The sequence below is a fragment of the Mesorhizobium sp. M1169 genome (assembly GCF_040318345.1).
Taxonomy (GTDB): Bacteria; Pseudomonadota; Alphaproteobacteria; order Rhizobiales; family Rhizobiaceae; genus Mesorhizobium.
The window spans coordinates 41,798-63,249 of the sequence record NZ_JAMYME010000005.1 but is presented as its reverse complement, the minus strand read 5'-3'; the positions used below and the strand labels follow the sequence as shown (position 1 = coordinate 63,249).

Genomic DNA, 21,452 nt, shown 5'->3' with positions numbered 1-21,452 from the left:
GATCGCGGCCGGCCTGTTCAATTCTTCCCAATGTTCAGCCGAACAAGCATTCAGCCGAACAGGGCGAGAAGCGCGATGAGAAGCGAGAAAATACCCAGCGCTTCGGTCACGGCGAAGCCGAAGATCAGGCGGCCGAACTGGCCGTCGGCTGCCGACGGGTTGCGCAGCGCGCCCGCCAGATAGCTGCCGAAAATGTTGCCGAGGCCAATGCCCGCGCCGCCCATGCCGAGGCATGCGATGCCTGCACCGATGTACTTTGCTGCTTCTGCGTCCATTTGTTCAACTCCTTTGGATCTAAAATTCCGTTGCAAAATCGATCCGGCGGCAATGCCGGAAACCTTGTCAGTGCCCGGGATGCAGGGCGTCGTTGAGATACATGCAGGTCAGCACCGCAAAGACGTAGGCCTGCAGGAACGCGACCAGCAGCTCCAGCGCCGTCAGCGCCACGGCCATCGCCAGCGGCAAAACCGAACCCGCCACGCCGACCGCGCCGAGCGCGCTCAGGCTGACGACAAACCCCGAGAACACCTTCAGCGTGATGTGACCGGCGAGCATGTTGGCGAACAGACGAACCGACAGGCTGACCGGACGCGAGACGAAGGAAATCACCTCGATCAGCACCACCAGCGGCAGCAGGTAGACCGGCACGCCATGCGGGACGAACAGCTTCAGGAAGCCAAGGCCGTGCTTGGTGAAGCCGTAGACGAGGACCGTTCCGATCACCAGCGCAGCGAGGCCGAAAGTGACGATGATGTGGCTGGTGATGGTGAAGAAATACGGGAACAGGCCAAGCAGGTTGGCGACAAGCACGAACATGAACAGCGAGAACACGAAGGGGAAGAACTTCATGCCTTGCGTGCCCGCGGCGTCCCTCAGCATATTGCCGACAAATTCATAGGCCATTTCCGAGACCGACTGAAGGCGGCCCGGAACCAGGCTGCGGCTCGACGTGCTGAGGTAGAGAAACGCCGATGCGACAGCGACCGTCGCAAGCATGAACAGAGCCGAATTGGTGAAGGACAGGTCGTAGCCGCCGATGTGAATCGGAATGATCGGATGGATCTGGAACTGGTGGATCGGATCGACCTTGTCAGCAGCCACTTTAAATCCCCATCAAAGCCGCAGACGGCTTCAGCATTCTGTTCAATGCGCCGGCATGCGGCGCCTCAATTCATTCTTTCGGATCGCGCGGCTTGTCGCCCGTTCCGAATTCCGACACAAGCCCGGCTGAACGCAGGACGTTGAGCACGCCGGCGACAAAACCCAGCAGCAGCCCGACTATCAGACCCCATGGCGATGTCCCCGCCACGCGATCGATAAACCAGCCGAGAGCCGCACCGACCACTATCCCGGCGATGAACTCGCTGGACAGCTTGAGCGCCTGGCCGTACCCGGCCACACTGCCCGTTTTCGCGTCGTCTTTCCCCTCGAGCCGGTCCGGCCGCCTTGTCGCAAGTGATGCTTCAAGGTCGCGCCGGCGGCGCTCAAGATCGTCGTCGCGGATGTCGGCTTCATGCTGCTTGCCGCGGCCGGTTTTGCCGGTTCCGTCTGGCCCATTCTTGTCGGCCACGCAACCCCCCTGCCCGGTCAGACCGTCACCGTCCGTCCGCTTCTTAAAGTCGCCGGCAACATAGTTAGAGGGTCCGCGCCCGTCAAGCCACGGGCGGACGTTCAAGCTCAAGTATTTTTTCGTTATAAATCAGCCACTTGCTCGGGTGCGACATCGTGCCCGACGCGGTCTCTGGCGGGCTGCGGCCGAATCCCCGCGGCGATGCGTCTTCGATCGGCCGCTCTCGCGCGAAAGACGCAAGGGCTGCCCGAGCGCTCAGCTCCAGCCGCCACCATAGGTGCGGTAGAAGATGTGCAGGCCGATCCTGGTCATTTTCTGCATCGTCCGCGCCCAGCCCGGATGGACGTAGTTGGCGTAATAATGGGTCGACGAGCCGACTTCCGGAATGAAGATCTTGCCGGCTGTGACGGCCATGGCGACATCCTGGGCGGTCTTGTAGGCAGCGGGGTTGTCGATGCGCTTCTTCCTGCCGTCGCAGGCGAAGGAAAACTGGCAGCGGTTGAACCAGTTGTCGTTCTGGTAGACGACGCCGCAGATCGAGTTCGGATAGGCGGGGTTGCGGACGCGGTTGAGGATGACCTGGGCGACGGCGGCCTGGCCGCGCACGGATTCGCCGCGCGCTTCGAAATAGATGCCGTTGGCGAGACAGGCCTGCTCCGGCTTGGAAAAGACGCTCGCCGGCAGCGGCGTCTGCATCCAGGAATGATCGCCCTTGCTCAGCGGCGGAATGAAGCGGCCGTCGTTCGGGTCCTCGTCCTGCAGCAAGGCCTCGAAGGGCGACGCCTGTGCATAATCGGGAGCGGACGAGGCGTAGGCGGTCGCCAGCACGTCAGGATGATCATTGTTGACCAGCGCGGCAAGCATCGCCGGTACGCCGGAATCCGGCTTCTTGTCGATGCGCGTGTGGAAGGCGGCGGCGATCTGGATTTCCTTGCCTTTGATCTCGGGCTTGGCGAAGGCCATCCTCAGGCCGCTGTCCATGCTTGGGCGGAGCAGCGAAGAGGTGCGCTCGAAGATCGAGCCGGCGTTGAAGTTCTTCGGCGGCGAGACGGGCGAGACCTGGATGATGCGGCCCTTCTTGTCGGCGCGCGTGATGCGGTCCTCGTCCGGCGTCGTGCCGGCGATGCCGCCCTTGCCGCGAAACGAAACGGCGCCGATGCCGGGCAACTGGACACCGGACCCGGAGAGTGAGCCGGTGCTGCTGGAATCGAGGAAGGGCATTTCGGCTGCGTGAACGGAGCCGGCGACGGATTTCTCGACATAGGCGTTCCAGCGGACGCTCGGCGCCTCCAGGCCGGAGACGAGGCTGGTCATGTCCTGATAGGCAGCGACCGTCGGAAAGCCGATCCAGATGCCAAGGCCAATAACGAGGGGAGACAGGAAGGAACGCTTTTTCTCACCGGCGGCGGCGACAAGCCGCGTCAAAACACGTCGATGCACGGAACTCTCCAGAAACGCGACGGACCCCACTGGAGAGCTACAATGATGCATTAACCTTGATGGGGCGTTAACAGCTTAGAACGTTGTTTTCCCATCTCGTGTCGAAGTCAGGCGCTTTTGCGGCTATCCGTTGGCGGAAGAAAGATCGGCCACGCGATCAGCGCGCAAATAGCCGCACCCAGCCAGACGCCTGCCCACGAGCAGAGCACGAGAAGCCCGGGAATGGCGATCGGCACCAGGAAGAAGGCGATGAAGACCAGACTGTTGGCGAGGCCGAGCGCCGTCCCGGCCTGGCTGGCGCCGGCCAGCGTTGCAAGCTCGGTGTAGGCAACGCCGTGCCAGGAGGAGACGCAGATGCCGGCCACGACCAGCACCGCGACGATCGCCGGCGACAGCATCGGCGCTTGGCCTGACAAGAATTGGGCCGAAAACAAGACGAGCGCCGCAAGCACGGTGAAGGCGGCCACGCTCAGCATGCTGCACAGACGCAGGAACGACCGGCGGTTGCCGTGACGGTCGGTGTAGCGGCCACTCCAGACGCGCATGACCATGGCGCCGACCTGCACGGCAGCCAGGCTAGCGCTGATCACAGCTGTTCCCATGCCGGCGAAATCATGGAGAAACACGGAAGCAAAGGTGAGCACCGCCACCTGCGGAAAGCAAAGCAGGCCGATGGCTGTTGCGATGCGCCAGACGGCTGGGTTGCGCAGCGGCGCCGGGCCGGCCGGCTTTGCCGCGCTGCTCGAACGGGCGTCGTCATGCGCCGGCGGCTGATGCAGCCAGCGCCAGGCGAGCGAGGTCGAGACCGCGGATGCAGCCGCCAGAAGTCCGAAGACTGCCGTGAAGCCATGGGCTGAAGCGAGCGACGGCAGCACCAGCGCGCCAAGCCCGCCGCCAAGCGGCACCGCCGTCTGCCTGATGCTCATGGCAAAGCCGCGCTCGCCTTCGCCGAACCAGGCCATGATGGCGCGGCCGCTGGAGCCGTTGACGCTGCCGCCGAGCAATCCGGTGACCAGCAGGGCAGCGGCGAGAAGCGCGATGCCGGGAATATGGGCCGATGACGGCACGACCAGCGCGGCCATGACAAGCAGCCAGACCGCGGTTGCGCCGAGCCCCGTCAGCAGCACGCGGCGGTCGCCCCAGCGATCGGTCAGCAGCCCCCACGGCAATTCGCTCAGCGCCACACCCAGGCCGAGAAGACCAAGCGCCAGGCCGAGCTCGCCATTGGAGAGATGATAGCCCGAGCGCAGGAACACCGCCGTGGCCGGAATGCCGGAGAAGGTCGCGGAAAAGCAGGCATTGGCGGCGACGCCGATGCCCAGCACCTTCCAGCGATGATTGGCTCGAAGCACCGCCGCCTCTGACGGGGTGGTAACGGCGGCCGGGCGAAGCGGTTTGCATTCTGCTCGTGTGGCGACAGCGGACATGGTTCAGCTCCTGCATGGGTCGGCTGCATTCGGTCTTGACGCGCTCTCTCTACCGCCATAGCTTCGTACTGAATATCAGGAAGTTTTTGACGTAATGTCCCGAATATCAGGATTATTGGCATGCGACGCGTGACATTCGATCTCGACGTTCTGCGCAGCTTCGTTACCGGCATGGAGCTGGGCAGCTTCGCCAAGGCCGCCGACCGGCTCGGCCGCTCGACCTCGGCAATCAGTGCGCAATTGAAGAAGCTGGAGGAGCAGGCGGCGATGCCGATCTTCCGCAAATCTGGGCGTGGCCTGGCGCTGACGGACGCGGGCGAGACCATGCTCGGCTACGCGAGGCGGCTGATCGAGCTCAATGACGAGGCCGCCTCCGCCATCCACGATGTCGAGCTGGAGGGTTGGGTGCGGCTTGGGCTACAGGAGGATTTCGGCGAGGCGGTGCTGCCGGAGGTGCTCGGACGCTTCGCCCGCGCCCATCCCAAGGTCAAGATCGAGGCCAGGATCGCACGCAGCCATGAGCTTGCCGAACGGATCATTTCGGGCAGCCTCGATATCGCGCTTGCCTGGCACAATGGCGCGACGCTGCCCTACAGCCGGCATGTCGCCGACGTCCAGATGCGCTGGATCGGCCCGGCAAAACAGATCGAGACCAGCCTGCGCGATGGCGAGGCGTTGCCGCTGGTGGCGCTCGAAGCGCCGTGCCTGCTGCGCAGCGTGGCGACCGAAACGCTCGACCGCGCCGGACTGGCATGGCGGATGGCCTTCTCCAGCCCGAGCCTTGGCGGCATCTGGGCAGCCGTCGCCGCCGGGCTCGGACTGACGATCCGCACCGATATCGGCCTGCCGGCCAGCGTCAGGGCGATGACGCCGGAGATCGCCGGGCTGCCCGCCTTGCCCAAGATGGCGCTGTTCCTGCATCGCAAGGAGGCCGAGCCCGACCCCGTGGCAGCGCGGCTTGGCGACATCCTGCTGCAGGCAGCGTTGGAAGCCTTGCCGCAGACGCAACCGGCGCCCGTTCTGCGCAACGTAGCGTAAAGGCAGAGGTTCAGTGGCGCTTCTTTGCCTTGCCGGCGAAAGGATTGTCCGAGGTGCGCAAGGCGATGCGGATCGGCACGCCGGGCATGTCGAAAGCCTCGCGCAGGCTGTTCGAGAGATAGCGGACGTAGGATTGCGGCATCGCATCCGGCCGTGAGCAGGAGACGACGAAGCCCGGCGGCCGCGTCTTGGCCTGCGTGACATATTTGATCTTCAGCCGACGCCCGGCGACGGCGGGCGGCGGATGATGCGCCAGGATGCCTTCCAGCCAGCGGTTGAGCTTGCCGGTCGACACACGGCTGTTCCAAACTCGATGCGTCCGGATGACGGCATCCATCAGCTTGTCGAGGCCACGCCCGGTCTCGGCCGACACCGGCACCGCCTGCATGCCGCGCGCCTGCGGCAGCAGCCGCTCGGTTTTTTCGCGCAGCTCGGCCAGCAACTCCTGGGGATGATCGACAAGGTCCCATTTGTTGAAGGCGATCACCGGGGCACGGCCCTCGCGGATGATCAGGTCGGCGATCTGCAGATCCTGCTTCTCGAAGGGAATGGTGGCGTCGAGCACGATGATGACGATTTCGGCAAAGCGGATGGCGCGCAAGCCGTCCTGCACCGACATCACTTCGAGCTTTTCGTGGATCCTGGCCTTGCGGCGCATGCCGGCGGTGTCGAACAATTTTAAGCGGCGGCCATGCCAGTCCCAGTCGACCGAGATGGAATCGCGAGTGATGCCGGCCTCAGGGCCGGTCAACAGCCGCTCCTCGCCGATTAGTGCGTTGATCAGCGTCGACTTGCCGGCGTTGGGGCGGCCGACGACGGCGATGCGCATCGGCTTGGTGTCGTCATAGCTCGGCTCGGCGTCCGGGTCGGTGATGTCCTCGCCGATCAGCACCTCGCTGGCGGCGACCTCATCCTCGCCGGCCTCTTCGTCCTCGCCGAAGGCGCGCGCCTCGCCAAGTGCCGCGATCACCGCGTCGCGCAAATCGGGCAGGCCCTGGCCGTGTTCGGCCGAGACCGGGATCGGTTCGCCAAGGCCGAGCTCCCAGGCCTCCAGCATGCCGCCCTGGGCGCCGCGCGCCTCAGCCTTGTTGGCAACGACGACAACCGGCTTGCCGGACTTGCGCACGATCTCGGCGAACGTCTTGTCGTCGGGCATCAGCCCGGACTTGGCATCGATCGTGAAAAAGATCAGGTCGGCCTCGCGGATGGCGATCTCGGTCTGGGCGCGCATGCGGCCGGGCAGCGTCGAGGCAGCCGCATCCTCGAAGCCGGCGGTGTCGATGACGTCGAAATGCAGGTCGTAGAGCTTTGCGGCATGGACGCGGCGATCGCGCGTGACGCCGGGCGTATCGTCGACAAGCGCCAGCTTCCTTCCCACCAGCCGATTGAAAAGGGTCGATTTGCCGACGTTAGGCCGGCCGATGATGGCGACTTTGAAGGTCATGGACTATCACGACACGCCGCCCGAGCCGCGGATCAGCTCGGACATCAATGTCGCCCGCTCGCGCGTGTTGCGCGGGGCGCCGTCGTCCGCGGCGATCTGGTCGAACAGCTTCAATGCATCCGCCGCCTTGCCTTCCTTCCAGGCGGCAAGGCCAAGCGCCTCGCGCGCCGTATGGCGCAGCGTGTTGGTGTCGGCGGTGAGCGACTCGACGCGGCTGGAGACATCGGCGAAAGAGCCGTGATCGACCAGAAGCAGCGCTGCCCTGAGACGCGCCATGTCGCGAATGCCGGAGGGGATCTTGGTGTCGGCGGCGACCTCGTCGAAATCCTTGACGGCGGCGTCGACGTCGCCCTTGTCCGCCTTGACGGTTGCCGCGCGCATGCGGGCGAGCAGCGGATAGGCGCCGTAGCCGTCCTTCTCCAACGCCTCCAGAGCGGCAAGCGCCTCGTCGTTCTTGCCGTCATTGGCAAGCTTGAGCGCCTGCGAGAAGGCATCGCCGGAGCGGTTGGCGCGGGTCTCGTCCCAATAGCGGTAGCCGACGAAAGCAGCAGTGCCGAGCACCACCAGCACGGCCAGCACGAGCAAAGCGGGACCGAAACGGTCCCACAGCGCATGCGCCTGGTCGCGACGAATCTCTTCGTTGACTTCGCGGATAAAACTGTCGTCCGACATGGATCAAAACCATTTCCTGCCCCGGCCGGGGCGGTTGATGAGCCCGCGTTTTAGCGAAATTTTGCCGGCATGGAAGGGGTTCGGCAGGAAAATCGCCTATTCACGAGGCAGTCGCCGCCGACGGCGGCCGACAGGTCGATCGTACCCGTGCCATATTTCACCGGTAGGCGTCGCTTCTACATTCCCTAAATCAAGTCAGATGCCTTTGCCCCGTTTGTCCCGCGTTATTGCGTTTTCCATTGCCGTGTTTGCTGCCGGCGCGGCTTTTGCCGACCCGCCGGCGCCGCCCGCAAAACCGAAGCAGATCGTCATTATCTCATTCGACAGCGCCCGCGACATTTCGCAGTGGCAGCGCAGCCGGGCGCTGGCCGCACGCACGGGTGCGCATTTCACCTATTTCGTCTCCTGCGTGTTCCTGCTGTCGCCCGAGACGCGCAAGGAATACACCGCGCCCGGCAAGACAGAAGGCAAATCGAACATCGGCTTTGCCGCCTCCAAACAGGAAGTCGCCGAGCGGCTCGAGCAGATCAACCTCGCCGCCTCGGAAGGCCACGACATCGGCAGCCATGGCTGCGGCCATTTCGACGGCAAGGACTGGAGCAAGGCCGACTGGCTGAGCGAGTTCGGCTCATTCAAGCATATTCTCGAAAACGCGTATTCGATCAACGGCATCGCTCCCGAACCGAAGGGCTGGCGCGATTTCGCAGGCAAGGCAGTGGTCGGCTTCCGCGCGCCTTATCTGTCGGCAAACAAGGCGCTTTACGAGGCGCTGCCCGCGGCCGGCTTCCTGCTCGACGCAAGCGGCGTCTCGCGTGGGCCGGTTGAGCCACCGACCGTCAACGGCATCACGCGCTTTTCGCTGCCGCAGATCCCGGAAGGGCCGAGCTCAAGGCGCGTGATCGCCATGGATTACAATCTCTATGTCAGGCATTCCGGCGGCTTCGAGCGACCAAGCATGGCAGAAGAGTTCGCTGACCGGACCTATCACGCGTTCCGCGCCGCCTTCGATGCGCAATACCAGGGCAAGCGCATTCCGCTTGAGCTCGGCTTCCACTTCACGCTGATGAACGACGGCGCCTACTGGAACGCGCTGGAACGCTTTGCCGGCGAGGTCTGCATCAAAGCGGACGTCGAGTGCATCAGTTTTCACGATTATGTTTCGCGGCGAGGCGAAAGGCAGGCGGCGGTGGGCGGCTGAGCCGCAAGCGCCCGCCGCCCGCCAGTCTTAGCTTGCCGGCTGGTCCTCAGGACGCAGCCCGGCTTGCTCACGTTCCAGATAGTGCTGGTCGATCGCCGGCAGCGGTGCCCCTTCGAGGGTCGCTTCGAACGCGCGCAGGCGCTTGTAGATGGATATCAACTCAACGATCGTAGGCCAGGAATTGACGAGATACTGGAACGAACTGGCGACTTGGGAGAAAGCCGAAACAATCTGCTGAAAAACTCCAAATGTAATCTTACCAATCGCGATTGTCGGTACCAGAATAAGCGTTCCAAATATGTTGTCGGCCTGAAGATACAGATAGCGTACCATATCGAAATAAACGTAGTGTGCGTAGAGCGTGAAATAGTTTCTTCGAACATTCGTGAAAAGTTCGCGCAGCGTTGGCGGTTGCGCGCGTGCCATATCATCCTCTCCGAGGACCAGTTCTTTGCGCAACGCGGCTTCAACCCGCTGATTGCGGAACTCAAGACCGGGAAGCTTAATGCCGACTACGGCCAACAAACTGGTGCCGAACAACGACCAAACGATCGCCGTTATGACCAGCGGATAAGGAATTGCTCCGACTATGGGAAGGGTTTGAACATGAACAGAAAGGAATGCGAGCAAGGGTAGGAAGGCAATAAGGGTCATAATAGAATCGATAAAGTTGACACCCAGTCCCTGCATTGTACTCGAGAAGCGCATGGTGTCGTCCTGAACGCGCTGCGATGCTCCTTCAATATGGCGCAGCCTTGGCCAATAAGCCGTAAAATAATCGTTCATCGCCGTGCGCCAGCGGAAGACATAGTGCCTGACGAAGAACACGTTCAGAACGGCAATGGTCATATAGACCAGGGCCAAAGACAGGAACTGCCATACTCCGTAGTAAAGCTCGGCAGGCGCAACGGAGCCTGGGGTCGTCAGCGCCCTCTGCACCATGTCGTAAAACATGCCGCGCCAATCATTGAGCGCCACGCTTATTTGCACGATGAAATTAGTGACAAAAATAATCAAAGCAGAACCAAGGATCGACCAGTTCTGCCAGCGGTGTGGGGAATACAGCGCCCAAAAAAGGTAAAATAGACCCATACCCGCGAAGAAATATCCGTAGAACCAAAGGAATGACGGTGTCAGGAACCTAATTGGGCTGATGACAGGCGGGGCCTGCGGATCGACCGGCGGCATGCCGAGTATCGTGCCAAGGTGTTCGCCGCCAAGAAACCACAGGATGACGAGCAGAATGCTCCATGCGAACGCCGAGATAAAAAAAAGCTTCGGCTGCGGGAAGAAGGATACGAACACTGTAGGGAAATCCTCGGTCGATGCGCAAATCAGCGGGTTGAGCAGGCATACAGTCACACATTAGTGGGAAAGAAAATGCCCGCGACCCAATGCCCGTCGTCGAGCAAGACCATAATCATGGCGATTTTGGCGCAGCCGACCAGGCGATCGCGCCGGAAGCGAGCAGGACGGCGGCGGCCACGATCGAGGCAAGGAAAAAGTTGCCCGAGGCCTGCGCAAGCAGCCCGGCGACGATCGGGCCGATGATCTGGCCGAGGCCGAAGGCGGCCGTCATCACCGCCAGCATCCGGCGTGGTGCTTGCGGAGCAAGCTGCCTGCCGGCCTGCAGGCCAAGCGCGGTGATGGCGATGAAGGTGCCGCCGACAAGAAGGCCGCCGAGCAGCGGCCCGGTGCGCCCGCCCATGACGACACTGGCGCTGACGCCGACCACCTCGACCAGGCACCCCAGAGCATAGGTGGCATAGAGCCCGATCCTGGCCGTAAGCTTCTGCCACAGCCAGACCGAGGGGGAACCGGCAAGGCCGGTGACCATCCAGACCACGGCCTCGAAGACGCGGCCGCCGCCGCCCTGGCGGACGATGGCGACCAGGAACGTTGCCGTGACGATGTAGCCGAAGCCGAACAGGCCGTAGGCGACGATGATCTTCACCAGCGACCGGTGCTTCGGCAAGGCCGGCTCGCTCCCGGTGGTGCTGTTCGCGGCCGAGGTGCCGCCGGCCAGCAAGGCGACGGCGGCAAAGCCGCAGGCAGAAATCACCGCCGACCACAGCCAGCCCGCCGCCCAGCCGGCATGTTCGGTGACGAGGAGCGCCAATAGCGCCGAGGACGCCGCGATGCCGAGGCCGACACCGCCGAAATACAGCGCCTGCAGGTCGTTTCGACCGGCCGCGGCGAGATGACCGAAAACGATGCTGGTCATGAAGACCAGGACAAAGGCGCTTGCAACGCCGGCAAGAAAGCGGATGAGGAGAAAGCCGGGCATGGTACCGGTCAGGCCCATCAGGCCGGCGAGGATCGCGGTGGCGGCAAGGCCGGCCAGCATCAGCTGGCGCTCGCGGCCTTGCGCCCAGCCGCCGGTGGCGGCAAGCGCGCCGACGAGATAGCCGAGATAATTGGCCGATGCGATCCAGCCGGCATCGGCCGGCGACAGGCCGAGCTCTTCCATCATGCCAGGCAGGATCGGCGTATAGACGAAGCGGCCGATGCCCATGGCGACGGCCAGGGCGATCATGCCGGCGATTGCCAGGCGCAAGGGCGAAGCGATGTTCATCGCGGTGCACCATAGGTGCGCCTGACGGCGAGACAATCCGCCTTTTATTGGGCCAGAAGGGCTGCGCAGCCGCGTCGGCGGCCGGCTCACCTGAAGTGCCAGCAAGTCCTTGTTCAGCCGCAGCAGGTCCTTGGCGGGGCCGTCTCGAAGCGGGTACGACGCGCGGTCAGCCTGAACGGCATGTCGGCGAGTTCGCGCTCCGACATGGTGTCGAGCACCGGATGCGACAGCGGATCGGTCACCCAATTGATGGCCTCGCTGTCATGCCGGTGCGGCTGCGTTCCGATCGGGGAAAAGGCGCCGAGCCATGATAAAATCTTCATCGGATTTGCCTCCTCACTCTGCGTAACCCACTTAGAATCCGCCGGTCGTTAGCGTCTGGCAATTGAGATTTCCGCCGCTCCAGTTTAGAAAAACTGTATGGCTACTCTGAACCGCGTCCATCTCAACGGCTTGCGCGCTGTGGAAACCGTTGCCCGCCTGGGCTCGCTCGCGGCGGCGGCCGGCGAGCTCAACGTCTCGGTCAGCGCCGTCAGCCAGCAGATCAACCGGACAGAAAAGCAGCTCGGCCGGGCGCTGTTCGAACGAACGCCAGCTGGCCTGGTGGCGACGGAATTCGGCACCGCCTTTGCCGCGCGGCTCAGCGCAGGGTTTCGCGAACTTGCGCAGGCGATGGCGCTTGCCGATGAAAGCTCGGAGTGCACGCTGGTGGTTTCGGTGGCGCCGGCTTTCGCCTCGAAATGGCTGCTGCCGCGGCTGTCGCGGCATTTTGCCCGCCATCCGAACGTGCTCCTGCGCATCGATGCCTCGGTGCGGCTTGCCGATCTCGATCGTTCGGACATCGACGTCGCCATTCGGCTCGGCGACGGCAAATGGCCGGGCGGGCGCGCCGAATTGCTGCTGGCGCAGGAGGTGTTTCCGGTCTGTGCACCGGTGATCGCCAGCAAGCTGAGATCGATCGAGGACCTTGCTTTGACCTGTGCGATCACGGACGAAAGATCGATGATCAGTTGGGAGAGCTGGTTCGAAGCGGCCGGGGTGAAGCCGGTCACCTTCATGAAGGGCGCGCGCTTCACAGATCCGATGCTGTGCCTGGAATCGGCGATTGCCGGTCACGGCGTCATGCTCGGCTGGCAGTTGCTGGCCGCCGACGCACTGGCCGACGGACGTCTCGTCGCGCCGTTCGGCATACGCGCCCAGAGCGGCCTCGGCTATTGGCTGGTGACCTCGGCCAGCAAGAGCGAAAGCCGCAAAGTCAGGGATTTCAAGACCTGGATCCGCGAAGAGATCGAGGCGACGATGGCGCAGTTCAGGTCGCTCGAGAGCGTCAGCTAGACCTGCCGGCACATCACGGTGGAAGGTCGGCAGCGCCGGTCTATGTAAGAAACAGTCCCCAATCACGGCAGGCAGGATCATGACCACACATTCGCGCGGCGTTTCCGCAAGCATCGACCCGGTGAAGCTCGACAGGCTGGCGGAGGTCGCCGTCAAGGTCGGGCTGCAATTGCAGCCGGGGCAGGATCTGGTGCTGACCTCGTCTATTGCCGCGCTGCCTTTGACGCGGCGGATCATCGAGCACGCCTACAAGGCAGGTGCCGGCCTGGTGACGCCGATCTTCAACGACGATGAGATCACTCTCGCGCGCTTCCGCTACGGCGCCGACGCCGGTTTCGACTGCGCCGCCGGCTGGCTCTACGAAGGCATGGCAAAAGCTTTCGCCAACAATGCGGCGAGGCTCGCCGTGCGCGGCGAGGATCCGTCGCTGCTTTCTTCTCAGGACCCGGCAAAGGTGGCGCGTGCCAACAAGGCGAATTCGATGGCCTACCAGCCGGCGCTGGAGAAGATCACCGGCTTCGACATCAACTGGAACATCGTCGCCTATCCCGATCAGGCCTGGGCCAAGCAGGTATTCCCGGACGACGCCGACGACGTCGCCGTGGCCAAGCTCGCCGACGCCATCTTTGCCGCCTCGCGCGTGGATGTCGAAGACCCGATCGGCAATTGGACGGCGCACAATGCGGCGTTGAAGAGCCGCACCGAATGGCTGAACGGCCACAATTTCCACGCGCTGCATTTCACCGGCCCCGGCACCGACCTGACCGTCGGGCTGGCCGACGGCCACGAGTGGATGGGCGGCGCCTCGACCGCCAAGAACGGCATCACCTGCAACCCCAACATCCCGACCGAAGAGGTTTTCACCACGCCGCATGCAAGGCGCGTCGAAGGCCATGTCACCAGCACCAAGCCGCTGTCCTATCAGGGCACCCTGATCGATGGCATTGCGGTGCGTTTCGAGGTGGGCCGCATTGTCGAGGCCAAGGCCACGAAGGGCGAGGATGTGCTGCAAAAGGTGCTCGATACCGACGAAGGCTCGCGCCGTCTCGGCGAGGTGGCGCTGGTGCCGCATTCCTCGCCGATCGCCAAAAGCGGGCTGCTGTTTTTCAACACGCTGTTCGACGAGAACGCCGCCTGCCACATCGCGCTCGGCCAGTGCTATTCGAAGTGCTTCGTCGACGGCGCCTCGCTCGGCCAGGACGAGATCGCGGCACGCGGCGGCAACAAGAGTTTCATCCACATCGATTGGATGATCGGCTCGGACAAGATCGACATAGACGGCGTCCATAAGGACGGCAGCCGCGTGCCGGTGATGCGCAAGGGCGAGTGGGTTTAGGCCCGGGATCTTTAAGCGAAGGCCAGCAAGCAGCGGCGCCTGCTGGCCCATGCGGAGTTGGCAATGGAGCTCGCGGTCAAGCGCATCTATGAGCCGCCGGCGCCCGATGACGGGCAGCGGGTGCTCGTCGACCGCATATGGCCTCGCGGCGTCCGCAAAGAGGACGCGGCGCTGACGCTATGGCTAAGGGACATCGCGCCAAGCACTGCGTTGCGCAAATGGTTCGGCCATGAGCCGGCGCGCTGGGCGGAGTTCCAGCGGCGATACCGCGATGAGCTCGACCGGAACGGCGAGGCGGTCGGCCAGCTATGCGCTCTGCTCGACAAAGGCCGGGTGACGCTGCTCTACGGCGCGCATGACGAGAAGCACAATAACGCGGTGGCGCTGGCGAGCTATTTGCGTGGGAAAACCACAAGCGTTTGATACGATCAATATGCAGGCAGGCGGCATGTCGCCGGCTATCGCCAATATCCAAGGTTGCAGTGGTGAGCGGAGCGCCGAAGCTGCCAATCTCCACCCTTGTGGGGGAGATGTCCGGCAGGACAGAGGGGGACGCGACGGATCATGGCGGGTCGGTCCTATTTCCCACTCACCGCCTGCTGATAAACATCAGGCTTGAAGCCAACGAGAACCCTGTCGCCAAGTTCCAGCACCGGACGCTTGATCATCGTCGGTTTGGCCAGCATAAGCGCCTTGGCCTTGTTCTCGTCCAAGCCCAGTCTGTCCTCGTCCGACAGTTCACGGAACGTTGTGCTCGCCTTGTTGAGCAGGATTTCCCAGCCGACCTTGCCTGACCAGCCGTTCAGCCGATCCGCTTCAAGCCCGTCTGCCCTGTAGTCGTGAAAGCGATAGGCAACATCATGGCTCGCCAGCCAGGAACGCGCCTTCTTGACCGTATCGCAATTGGTAATGCCGTACATGGTGATCGTCAAAACGGATCCTCGGACCGGTCGAATCTAGCGGCACCCTAAAACCGCGCCTCTGACTTTTCCAGCGGCCTCGCCGGCCGTCGGCGATTTTCACGCTTGTCACGAGGAGATGGGCTTTCACGACGGCTGGGGCACGGTGGCGGATCAGTTGGCCGGCTATCTCAAGACGATCTGAGGCGACCCTGCTTCGCACTCACATTGCGGCCACGGAGCCGTCGTGGCCGTTCAACCGAACGCCGGTGCCGAGGCACCAACGCTCGCAACAAACTTGACGTTGGCGTAATGCCAATGTTGAACGCTCAGACGCCGTAGCCGATGATGCCCTTGATCTCGAGGAAATCGTGGATCGCCCAGCCGGCGTATTCGCGGCCGTTGCCGGACTGCTTGTAGCCGCCGAAGGGCGCAAACGTATCCCATTCCGGATAGTTGATCGACACCTGCCCGGCACGCAGGCGGCTGGCAATCTTGCGGGCGTGGTCGATATCCCCGGACTGCACATAGGCAGCCAGGCCATAGACGGTGTCGTTGGCGATCTTCACCGCATCATCATCGTCATCGTAGGAGATGACCGACAGGACCGGCCCGAAAATCTCCTCCTTCTCGATGGTCATGCCAGGCCTGACGTGGCCGAAAACGGTCGGTCGCACATAATAGCCACGGTTGAGGTGTTCCGGCCGGCCGGGGCCGCCGGTGACCAGCGTCGCACCCTCGGCGATACCGGCCTCGATCAACCGCTGGATCTTGTCGAACTGGATGTTGCTGACCACCGGCCCGAGCTTGGTCTCCTCCGAGCGCGGGTCGCCGACCTTGTGCCGTTCGGCGGCCTTCCTGGCGATCGTCAGCGCCTCGTCGTGACGGGCGGCCGGCACCAGCATGCGGGTCGGCGCATCGCAAGACTGGCCGCTATTGCCGAAGCAGGCGTTGACACCCTTGCGCACCGCCGTCTCGAAGTCAGCGTCGGGCAGCACGATGTTGGCCGATTTGCCGCCGAGTTCCTGCGCCACGCGCTTGACCGTCTCGGCCGCCGTCTTGGCGACAATGATGCCGGCCCGGGTCGACCCGGTGAACGAGACCATGTCTACGTCGGGATGGCCAGCCATGACCTGGCCGACATCCGGACCAGTGCCATTCACCATATTGTAGACGCCCTTCGGCGTGCCGGCGGCGTCCATCACCTCGGAAAAGATGATGCCGCTGATCGGCGCGATTTCGGAAGGCTTTAAAACGACGGTGCAGCCGGCGGCGATGGCCGGCGCCACCTTGCAGACTATCTGGTTGAGCGGCCAGTTCCACGGTGTAATCAGCGCGCAGACGCCGATCGGCTCCTTGACCACCATGGTGGTGCCGCGCTTCTCGCGGAATTCGTAATCCTCCAGCGCCTTGATAGTGGCTTCCATATGCGCCCTGCCCGCCCAGGCCTGCGCCTCGCGCGCCCACCTGATCGGCGCGCCCATTTCCTGGCTAACCGCCTGGGCGATGTCCTCGTAGCGCTCATTGTAGATTTCGAGGATACGCTTCAGCAGCTTCAGGCGCTCGGCCTTGGTCGTTTGCGAAAAGGCCGGGAATGCCGCCTTGGCTGCAGCCACGGCCTTGTCGACATCGGCTTTCGAGCCGACCGAGATTTTGGTGTAGGCCTCTTCAGTGGACGGATCGATCACATCCAGCGTTGCCGGAACCACGGGGCCGACCCATTTGCCGCCGATGAAAAAATTGAGATGATTGCTCATGGGCCGTGCTCCGGTTTTCTGGAAATGAGTGAGACTAGCTAGGCAGCATAGGGCAGTTGGCACCACGGCGCAGGCTGATATGCGCCACGTCGCCGACGCTGAATTGAAAACCCTCTGTCCGGCGCGGCGCGTCGATCACCACCTGTGTCCCCTGCCCCAACTCTGCATGAAGGCGCAAGGTGCGGCCGTGAAAGACGATGCTGTTCACCCGCACCGGTGCAGTACCGGCCGCCGCCTCGGTCGTGGCCAAAAGGTCCTCCGGACGCACGCCGATGGTGCGCACCGTGCCCTCGCCAGGCAGCTCGCCTTTATCCGAAATCGCTTCCAGCGGCAGAGCGCCGGCGATGAACCGCAAGCGCTCGCCGTCACGGCCGACAAAGCGCGACTGCAGAAGGTTCATGGTGCCGATGAAGCTGGCGACGAATTTGGTGGCGGGTCGATCGTAAACGGTCGCCGGCGGCGCAATCTGCTCTATGCGGCCCTTGTTCATGACGACAATGCGGTCTGAGATCGACAGCGCCTCGGTCTGGTCGTGCGTGACCATGACGAAAGTGGTGCCGAGCCGCGACTGCAGTCGCTTCAGTTCGACCTGCATCTGCTCGCGCAGATGCGCGTCGAGCGCCGACAGCGGCTCGTCGAGCAGCAGCACACGCGGCTCGCAGACGATCGCGCGGGCAAGTGCGACGCGCTGGCGCTGGCCACCCGACAATTCGGACACGCGGGCGCGGGGCTTCTCGGCAAGGCCGACCATGTCGAGCGCTGCGCCGACGCGCTTTGCCTGTTCGGCACCGGAGAGCTTGCGCAGCGACAGGCCGAAGCCGACATTTTCGGCAACGTTCATGTGTGGGAACAGCGCGTAGTCCTGGAACACGGTATTGACAGGACGGGCGAAGGGCCTGAGCGCCGTGATGTCGCGGCCTTCGAGCAGGACCTTGCCGTTCGACGGGCTCTCGAAGCCGGCGATGACACGCAGGCTGGTGGTCTTGCCGCAGCCGGACGGTCCGAGCAAGGTCAGGAACTCGCCGCGGGCAATGTCAAGATCGACGGCGTCGAGCCCGACGATGCCGCCGGGGAAAATCTTGGAGACCTTGTCCAGCCGGACGAGAGGATCAGGCGCCATCGCGAACCTCGGACGGCTTGGTGGTGTTGACCCACAGGATCTGGCAGCGCTCGCTGCCCGGATTGCGGAAGGCATGCAGCAACGTGCTCCTGAAGGCGAAGCTGTCGCCGGCCTTCAGCCCGTATCTGGTCGAATCGACCACCAGCTCGACCTCGCCCGACAGGACGAAGCCGAATTCATGGCCGGCATGGGCGTAAGCTTCGGCGGTGCCGCCACCGGCGTCAACGGTCACCAGCATGCCGGTCAGCGTGGCGGCCGGCGGCGACAGCAGCGCCTTGGCGATGCCTTCCGATTTTACCGGGATCTGCCGCCGGCTGTTGGCGCGCACGCAATAGAGGTCGTTGCCGACATCATTGCCGTCGGCGATCAGCGCCGACGGCTCGATGTCGAGTGCGGCGGCGAGCGGCCAAATCACGCGGACCCGCAATGACGACATGCCGCGCTCGATCTGGCTTAGCGCACCTATCGAGACACCGGCCTTGGCGGCAAGTTCGGCCAGCGAGAGATTGCGCTCCAGCCTGAGCGCTCGCACGCGCCGGCCGACCCTGACGTCGGCGTCGTCCTTCGGCTTCTCAGCCGCTTCGTCCAGCATGTCCATTCGTTCGTCCTTGTTTGGTTAGGTTTTCCCTTCTCCCCTTGTGGGAGAAGGTGGATCGGCGCGAAGCGCCGAGACGGATGAGGGGTGTTGGCCGGAGTGCTGTCGGTGCCATCTGGAACACCCCTCATCCGTCGCCTTCGGCGACACCTCCTCCCGCAAGGGGAGAAGGAAGAGCGAACTCAGCCGCCTGCCTTGACCTTCTCGAACATCTTGGCGAGTTCGTCATTCTGTTTCATCGGCCCGGTGAAGATCGTGGTCTTCAGCATCACCTCGGGATCGGAAGGCAGCTGCAGTTTCTCCAACTCCTCCTTCGGCACGGCGGCGAAAGCCGAGCTGGTCGAGCTGCCATAGCCGTAGGCCTGGATCAGATACTTTCCGGAATCCGTTTCCAGCCGGCTGTTGATGAAGTCATAAGCAAGATCGACGTTCTTGGCGTCCTTGAGCATGACGAAGCCGCAAGCCCAGGTCAGCATGCCTTCCTTCGGCTTCATGAACTCTACAGGCACGCCCTGCTTCTTCAGCGAGGTGGCCGAGGCGTTCCAGGTCATGGCCGCGACCAGCTGGCCGCTCGCCAGTGCCTGTTCGACCGAGGTCATGTCGGTGGTGTAGTTCGAGAGCAGCGGGCGCTGCTCGCGCAGTTTTTCCGCCACCTTGTCCATCTGTTCCGGTGTCATGTCGAATGGATTGACGCCGGCCAGAAGGGCCGCCACCACCGGTGTGTCGTGGACGGCATCGATGGTCGCCATGCGCCCGGCATATTGCTTGTCCCAGAGCAGGTTCCAGCTGGCTTGCGGGTTCTTCACCAGATCGGTGCGGTAGAGGATCGAGGTATTGCCCCAGTCCCACGGCACCATCCAGACCTTGGCCGTCGCCGGCCTGCAGGTCGGGCAGGTTCTTGAAGACCGGGAAGATCGAATCCCAGTTCTTGATGCGCTTGGTGTCGATCGGCTGCAGCAGGCCTTCCTTGTTCCAGCGCGCCACCTTGTCATAGCAAGGGTGCGCGACATCGGGGCGGAAGCCGGCCTTGACCTTGGTGAAGGCGTCATCGTCGTCGCCGAACATCGAGGCTTCGACACCATCGGGGTGCGCGGCGAGGAAGCTCTTGTTGAAGTCGGGCAGTTCATAGCCCGACCAGGTGAAATATTGCAGCTTGTCGCCGGCAAAGGCGACAGTCGACGCAAGCGCCAGCGCGAAAGCAGCCAGTCCGGTTTTCGTTGTCTTTGCCGTTATCGATTTCAGGTCGAATGCCATTGCAGTTCTCCTCTTTCGGTTTCTTCTGGTTTTGACAGGCTGGCGGGCGCTGGCCGCCGGGTGGCGGCAAGCCCGCGATGGCGCAGGATTTCGGCGAGTGCGGCGATGACGAACGACACGGCCAGGATCGCCGTGCCGAGCGCCATGACGGTCGGCAGCGATTTCGGGAAGCGCAGCTGGCTCCAGATATAAAGCGGCAGCGTCGGCTCGGTGCCGGCAAGGAAGAAGGCGACGATGAACTCGTCGAACGAGGTCAGGAAGGCCAGCATGAACGCCGAAATAATGGCGGGCAGGCTGAGCGGCAGCATCACCCGTCTGAAGGTCGTCCAGTCCGAGGCGCCGAGGTCGAGCGCTGCCTCACGGATGGTCTTCGGGATGGCGGCGAAGCGGCTGCGCATGACCACCACCGTCGTCGGCAGCGCCACCAATACATGGCCGAGCACAATGGCAATGCGCGACGGCCCGAAACCGGCGAGATTGACCAGGATCAACAGCGAGATGCCGACGATGACGCCGGGGATCAGGATCGGCAGCCGCGCAATGGCACTGATCGTGGCGGCCAGCGGCGAGCGACCGTAGAGGTCCATATAGGACACGGTAATGCCGCAGAGTGTTGCGCCGGTGGCGGCAATGGCGCCGATGACGAGGCTGGTGGCAAGCGCACCGGACAGCGCCGAATTGCCGTAAAGTGTGCCGTACCACTCAAGCGTGAAGCCTTGCAGCGGAAATGCCGCCTGGATCGAATTGTTGAATGAAAACAGCGGGATCAGCAGTATCGGCAGATACAGGAACACCAGATAGGCAAGGACATAGACACCCAGCCAGCCGCTGCCCTGCCTTGCATCGATACGCGCCGTGTTCATGTGCGGCTGCCGTATCGGCGGTCGGCGAAGCGCACCACCAGCACCACGGCGAGAATGACCAGCATGACGGCGACGGCGAGTGCGGCGCCGAACGGCCAGTCATTGGCCTTGCCGAACTCGGCCTGGATCAGTGTGCCGATCATTGTACTGGCAGGGCCGCCGACCAGCGCCGGCGTCACATAATCGCCGACGGTCGGCACGAAGACGACGAGAGCAGCCGCCAGCACGCCCGGCATCGAATTGGGCAGCACGATGCGACGGAAGCTGGTGAACGGTTTTGCGCCGAGATCGGAAGCAGCTTCGAGCAGCGATTTCGGGATCGTGTCCAGCGCCACATAGATGGGCAGGATCGCGAACGGCGCATAAGCGTGGGCAAGCGTGACGACGACCGCTGCCGGCGTATTAAGGAAGGCCAATGTCGGCTCCGACCAGATGCCGCTTTCGATCAGCGCCGAGTTCAGCACGCCATTATAGGCAAGCACGATCTTCCAGGCGAAGACGCGCAGCAGATAGCTGGTCCAGAACGGCAGGGTCAGCAGGAACAACAGCAGCCCGCGCCACCGCCCGGCATGGAAAGCCAGATAGTAGGCAACGGGATAGGCGGTGACGACGGTTGCCAGCGTCACCAGGCCGGCGATACCCAGCGAGCGCAGCGTCACCGTCCAGTACAGCGGATCGGTGGCCACAGTGACGAAATTCGCAAGGGTGAAACCAGCCCCCAGCAGCGAGCCGTCATTGCCGCGAAAGGCGAGAAAGAACACCAGGCCAAGGGCGAAAAGGATCAGCAAGAAGGTGACCAGCCCGCCGGGCAGCAGCATGGCGAAGCGGAAGGCCGGCGAAGACCGGGTTTCCGGCAGCAACTGAGTTACGACGATGGTCGACATCGGCTGTCCATCGAAATTTGAAATCGATTAAGCTTTTTTCATATT

21 protein-coding genes and 1 pseudogene are annotated in these 21,452 nt (G+C 63.3%); 5 read left to right on the top strand and 17 right to left on the bottom strand.

All coding sequences use genetic code 11. From position 1 onward, the window contains the following. Positions 1 to 50 precede the first annotated feature (50 nt). The 5 genes from NKH41_RS07030 to NKH41_RS07010 form a co-directional block, all read right to left on the bottom strand. Positions 51 to 275, bottom strand: a complete 225-nt coding sequence (locus tag NKH41_RS07030) for a F0F1 ATP synthase subunit C (RefSeq protein ID WP_006206606.1) — start codon at positions 273 to 275, stop codon at positions 51 to 53. 67 nt (positions 276 to 342) lie between these two features. Continuing rightward, entirely contained in the window at positions 343 to 1,101 is a 759-nt protein-coding gene (locus tag NKH41_RS07025; RefSeq protein ID WP_352501993.1) for a F0F1 ATP synthase subunit A, read from the bottom strand. 70 nt (positions 1,102 to 1,171) lie between these two features. Next, entirely contained in the window at positions 1,172 to 1,570 is a 399-nt protein-coding gene (locus tag NKH41_RS07020; RefSeq protein WP_352501994.1) for an AtpZ/AtpI family protein, read from the bottom strand. Between the two features lie 255 nt (positions 1,571 to 1,825). Beyond that, positions 1,826 to 3,010 carry a cell wall hydrolase gene (locus NKH41_RS07015; RefSeq protein WP_352768808.1) on the bottom strand — a complete coding sequence of 395 codons (1,185 nt, stop codon included), beginning with the start codon at positions 3,008 to 3,010 and terminating at the stop codon, positions 1,826 to 1,828. 107 nt (positions 3,011 to 3,117) lie between these two features. Further along, positions 3,118 to 4,437, bottom strand: coding sequence for an MFS transporter (locus tag NKH41_RS07010; RefSeq protein WP_352768810.1), 1,320 nt, complete (start codon positions 4,435 to 4,437; stop codon positions 3,118 to 3,120). Between the two features lie 120 nt (positions 4,438 to 4,557). Between NKH41_RS07010 and NKH41_RS07005 the strand changes: the two genes are divergently transcribed. Further along, complete coding sequence (locus tag NKH41_RS07005) at positions 4,558 to 5,475, top strand: LysR substrate-binding domain-containing protein (RefSeq protein ID WP_352768811.1); 918 nt, start codon at positions 4,558 to 4,560, stop codon at positions 5,473 to 5,475. A 10-nt stretch (positions 5,476 to 5,485) separates the two neighbouring features. On the opposite strand, the gene der is transcribed toward NKH41_RS07005, so the two are convergent. Next, complete coding sequence (gene der / locus NKH41_RS07000) at positions 5,486 to 6,919, bottom strand: ribosome biogenesis GTPase Der (protein WP_352682787.1); 1,434 nt, start codon at positions 6,917 to 6,919, stop codon at positions 5,486 to 5,488. 6 nt (positions 6,920 to 6,925) lie between these two features. Next, on the bottom strand, positions 6,926 to 7,591 hold the full coding sequence (locus NKH41_RS06995; RefSeq protein WP_352768814.1) for a tetratricopeptide repeat protein: 666 nt from the start codon (positions 7,589 to 7,591) through the stop codon (positions 6,926 to 6,928). Positions 7,592 to 7,796: 205 nt separating this feature from the next. Here NKH41_RS06995 and NKH41_RS06990 point away from each other — a divergent pair, with 205 nt between their 5' ends. Next, positions 7,797 to 8,789 carry a polysaccharide deacetylase family protein gene (locus NKH41_RS06990; protein WP_352768817.1) on the top strand — a complete coding sequence of 331 codons (993 nt, stop codon included), beginning with the start codon at positions 7,797 to 7,799 and terminating at the stop codon, positions 8,787 to 8,789. Between the two features lie 27 nt (positions 8,790 to 8,816). On the opposite strand, the gene sbmA is transcribed toward NKH41_RS06990, so the two are convergent. The 3 genes from sbmA to NKH41_RS06975 all read right to left on the bottom strand — a co-directional run bounded on the left by sbmA (position 8,817) and on the right by NKH41_RS06975 (position 11,687). After that, on the bottom strand, positions 8,817 to 10,094 hold the full coding sequence (sbmA, locus tag NKH41_RS06985) for a peptide antibiotic transporter SbmA (protein ID WP_352768820.1): 1,278 nt from the start codon (positions 10,092 to 10,094) through the stop codon (positions 8,817 to 8,819). A 115-nt stretch (positions 10,095 to 10,209) separates the two neighbouring features. Beyond that, positions 10,210 to 11,364 (bottom strand): YbfB/YjiJ family MFS transporter, encoded by a 1,155-nt coding sequence (locus NKH41_RS06980; protein ID WP_352681102.1) that lies wholly within the window; start codon positions 11,362 to 11,364, stop codon positions 10,210 to 10,212. A gap of 113 nt (positions 11,365 to 11,477) precedes the next feature. Continuing rightward, positions 11,478 to 11,687, bottom strand: coding sequence for a hypothetical protein (locus tag NKH41_RS06975; protein ID WP_352473371.1), 210 nt, complete (start codon positions 11,685 to 11,687; stop codon positions 11,478 to 11,480). A gap of 97 nt (positions 11,688 to 11,784) precedes the next feature. Here NKH41_RS06975 and NKH41_RS06970 point away from each other — a divergent pair, with 97 nt between their 5' ends. The 3 genes from NKH41_RS06970 (at position 11,785) to NKH41_RS06960 (ending at position 14,458) form a co-directional block, all read left to right on the top strand. Continuing rightward, a complete protein-coding gene (locus NKH41_RS06970; protein ID WP_352768823.1) occupies positions 11,785 to 12,699 on the top strand; it encodes a LysR substrate-binding domain-containing protein in 915 nt (304 codons plus the stop codon). 79 nt (positions 12,700 to 12,778) lie between these two features. Then, positions 12,779 to 14,035, top strand: coding sequence for an aminopeptidase (locus NKH41_RS06965; protein WP_352768826.1), 1,257 nt, complete (start codon positions 12,779 to 12,781; stop codon positions 14,033 to 14,035). A gap of 57 nt (positions 14,036 to 14,092) precedes the next feature. Then, positions 14,093 to 14,458 (top strand): DUF488 domain-containing protein, encoded by a 366-nt coding sequence (locus tag NKH41_RS06960; RefSeq protein ID WP_352779517.1) that lies wholly within the window; start codon positions 14,093 to 14,095, stop codon positions 14,456 to 14,458. 155 nt (positions 14,459 to 14,613) lie between these two features. On the opposite strand, the gene NKH41_RS06955 is transcribed toward NKH41_RS06960, so the two are convergent. From NKH41_RS06955 to NKH41_RS06925, 7 genes and pseudogenes are all read right to left on the bottom strand, one after another. Beyond that, a complete protein-coding gene (locus NKH41_RS06955; RefSeq protein WP_352502008.1) occupies positions 14,614 to 14,967 on the bottom strand; it encodes an ArsC family reductase in 354 nt (117 codons plus the stop codon). Between the two features lie 296 nt (positions 14,968 to 15,263). After that, complete coding sequence (locus NKH41_RS06950; RefSeq protein ID WP_352768829.1) at positions 15,264 to 16,691, bottom strand: aldehyde dehydrogenase family protein; 1,428 nt, start codon at positions 16,689 to 16,691, stop codon at positions 15,264 to 15,266. A 34-nt stretch (positions 16,692 to 16,725) separates the two neighbouring features. Continuing rightward, positions 16,726 to 17,811 carry an ABC transporter ATP-binding protein gene (locus NKH41_RS06945; RefSeq protein WP_352768832.1) on the bottom strand — a complete coding sequence of 362 codons (1,086 nt, stop codon included), beginning with the start codon at positions 17,809 to 17,811 and terminating at the stop codon, positions 16,726 to 16,728. Further along, a complete protein-coding gene (locus tag NKH41_RS06940; protein WP_352768835.1) occupies positions 17,801 to 18,409 on the bottom strand; it encodes a cupin domain-containing protein in 609 nt (202 codons plus the stop codon). The genes NKH41_RS06945 and NKH41_RS06940 overlap by 11 nt, the downstream gene beginning before the upstream one ends. Before the next feature lie 179 nt (positions 18,410 to 18,588). Then, a pseudogene (locus NKH41_RS06935) lies at positions 18,589 to 19,660 on the bottom strand (ABC transporter substrate-binding protein). Then, on the bottom strand, positions 19,645 to 20,523 hold the full coding sequence (locus NKH41_RS06930; RefSeq protein WP_352768840.1) for an ABC transporter permease: 879 nt from the start codon (positions 20,521 to 20,523) through the stop codon (positions 19,645 to 19,647). The pseudogene NKH41_RS06935 and the gene NKH41_RS06930 overlap by 16 nt, the downstream one beginning before the upstream one ends. Continuing rightward, a complete protein-coding gene (locus NKH41_RS06925; RefSeq protein ID WP_352768843.1) occupies positions 20,520 to 21,407 on the bottom strand; it encodes an ABC transporter permease in 888 nt (295 codons plus the stop codon). Before NKH41_RS06925 ends, NKH41_RS06930 begins: the two co-directional genes overlap by 4 nt. Between the last annotated feature and the right edge of the window lie 45 nt (positions 21,408 to 21,452).

Coding starts and splice junctions, on each gene's coding strand:
- NKH41_RS07030 (WP_006206606.1), bottom strand. CDS start 275: ATGGACGCAGAAGCAGCAAAGTACATCGGTGCAGGCATCGCATGCCTC.
- NKH41_RS07010 (WP_352768810.1), bottom strand. CDS start 4,437: ATGTCCGCTGTCGCCACACGAGCAGAATGCAAACCGCTTCGCCCGGCC.
- NKH41_RS07005 (WP_352768811.1), top strand. CDS start 4,558: ATGCGACGCGTGACATTCGATCTCGACGTTCTGCGCAGCTTCGTTACC.
- der (WP_352682787.1), bottom strand. CDS start 6,919: ATGACCTTCAAAGTCGCCATCATCGGCCGGCCTAACGTCGGCAAATCG.
- NKH41_RS06995 (WP_352768814.1), bottom strand. CDS start 7,591: ATGTCGGACGACAGTTTTATCCGCGAAGTCAACGAAGAGATTCGTCGC.
- NKH41_RS06980 (WP_352681102.1), bottom strand. CDS start 11,364: ATGAACATCGCTTCGCCCTTGCGCCTGGCAATCGCCGGCATGATCGCC.
- NKH41_RS06975 (WP_352473371.1), bottom strand. CDS start 11,687: ATGAAGATTTTATCATGGCTCGGCGCCTTTTCCCCGATCGGAACGCAG.
- NKH41_RS06970 (WP_352768823.1), top strand. CDS start 11,785: ATGGCTACTCTGAACCGCGTCCATCTCAACGGCTTGCGCGCTGTGGAA.
- NKH41_RS06965 (WP_352768826.1), top strand. CDS start 12,779: ATGACCACACATTCGCGCGGCGTTTCCGCAAGCATCGACCCGGTGAAG.
- NKH41_RS06950 (WP_352768829.1), bottom strand. CDS start 16,691: ATGAGCAATCATCTCAATTTTTTCATCGGCGGCAAATGGGTCGGCCCC.
- NKH41_RS06945 (WP_352768832.1), bottom strand. CDS start 17,811: ATGGCGCCTGATCCTCTCGTCCGGCTGGACAAGGTCTCCAAGATTTTC.
- NKH41_RS06940 (WP_352768835.1), bottom strand. CDS start 18,409: ATGGACATGCTGGACGAAGCGGCTGAGAAGCCGAAGGACGACGCCGAC.
- NKH41_RS06930 (WP_352768840.1), bottom strand. CDS start 20,523: ATGAACACGGCGCGTATCGATGCAAGGCAGGGCAGCGGCTGGCTGGGT.
- NKH41_RS06925 (WP_352768843.1), bottom strand. CDS start 21,407: ATGTCGACCATCGTCGTAACTCAGTTGCTGCCGGAAACCCGGTCTTCG.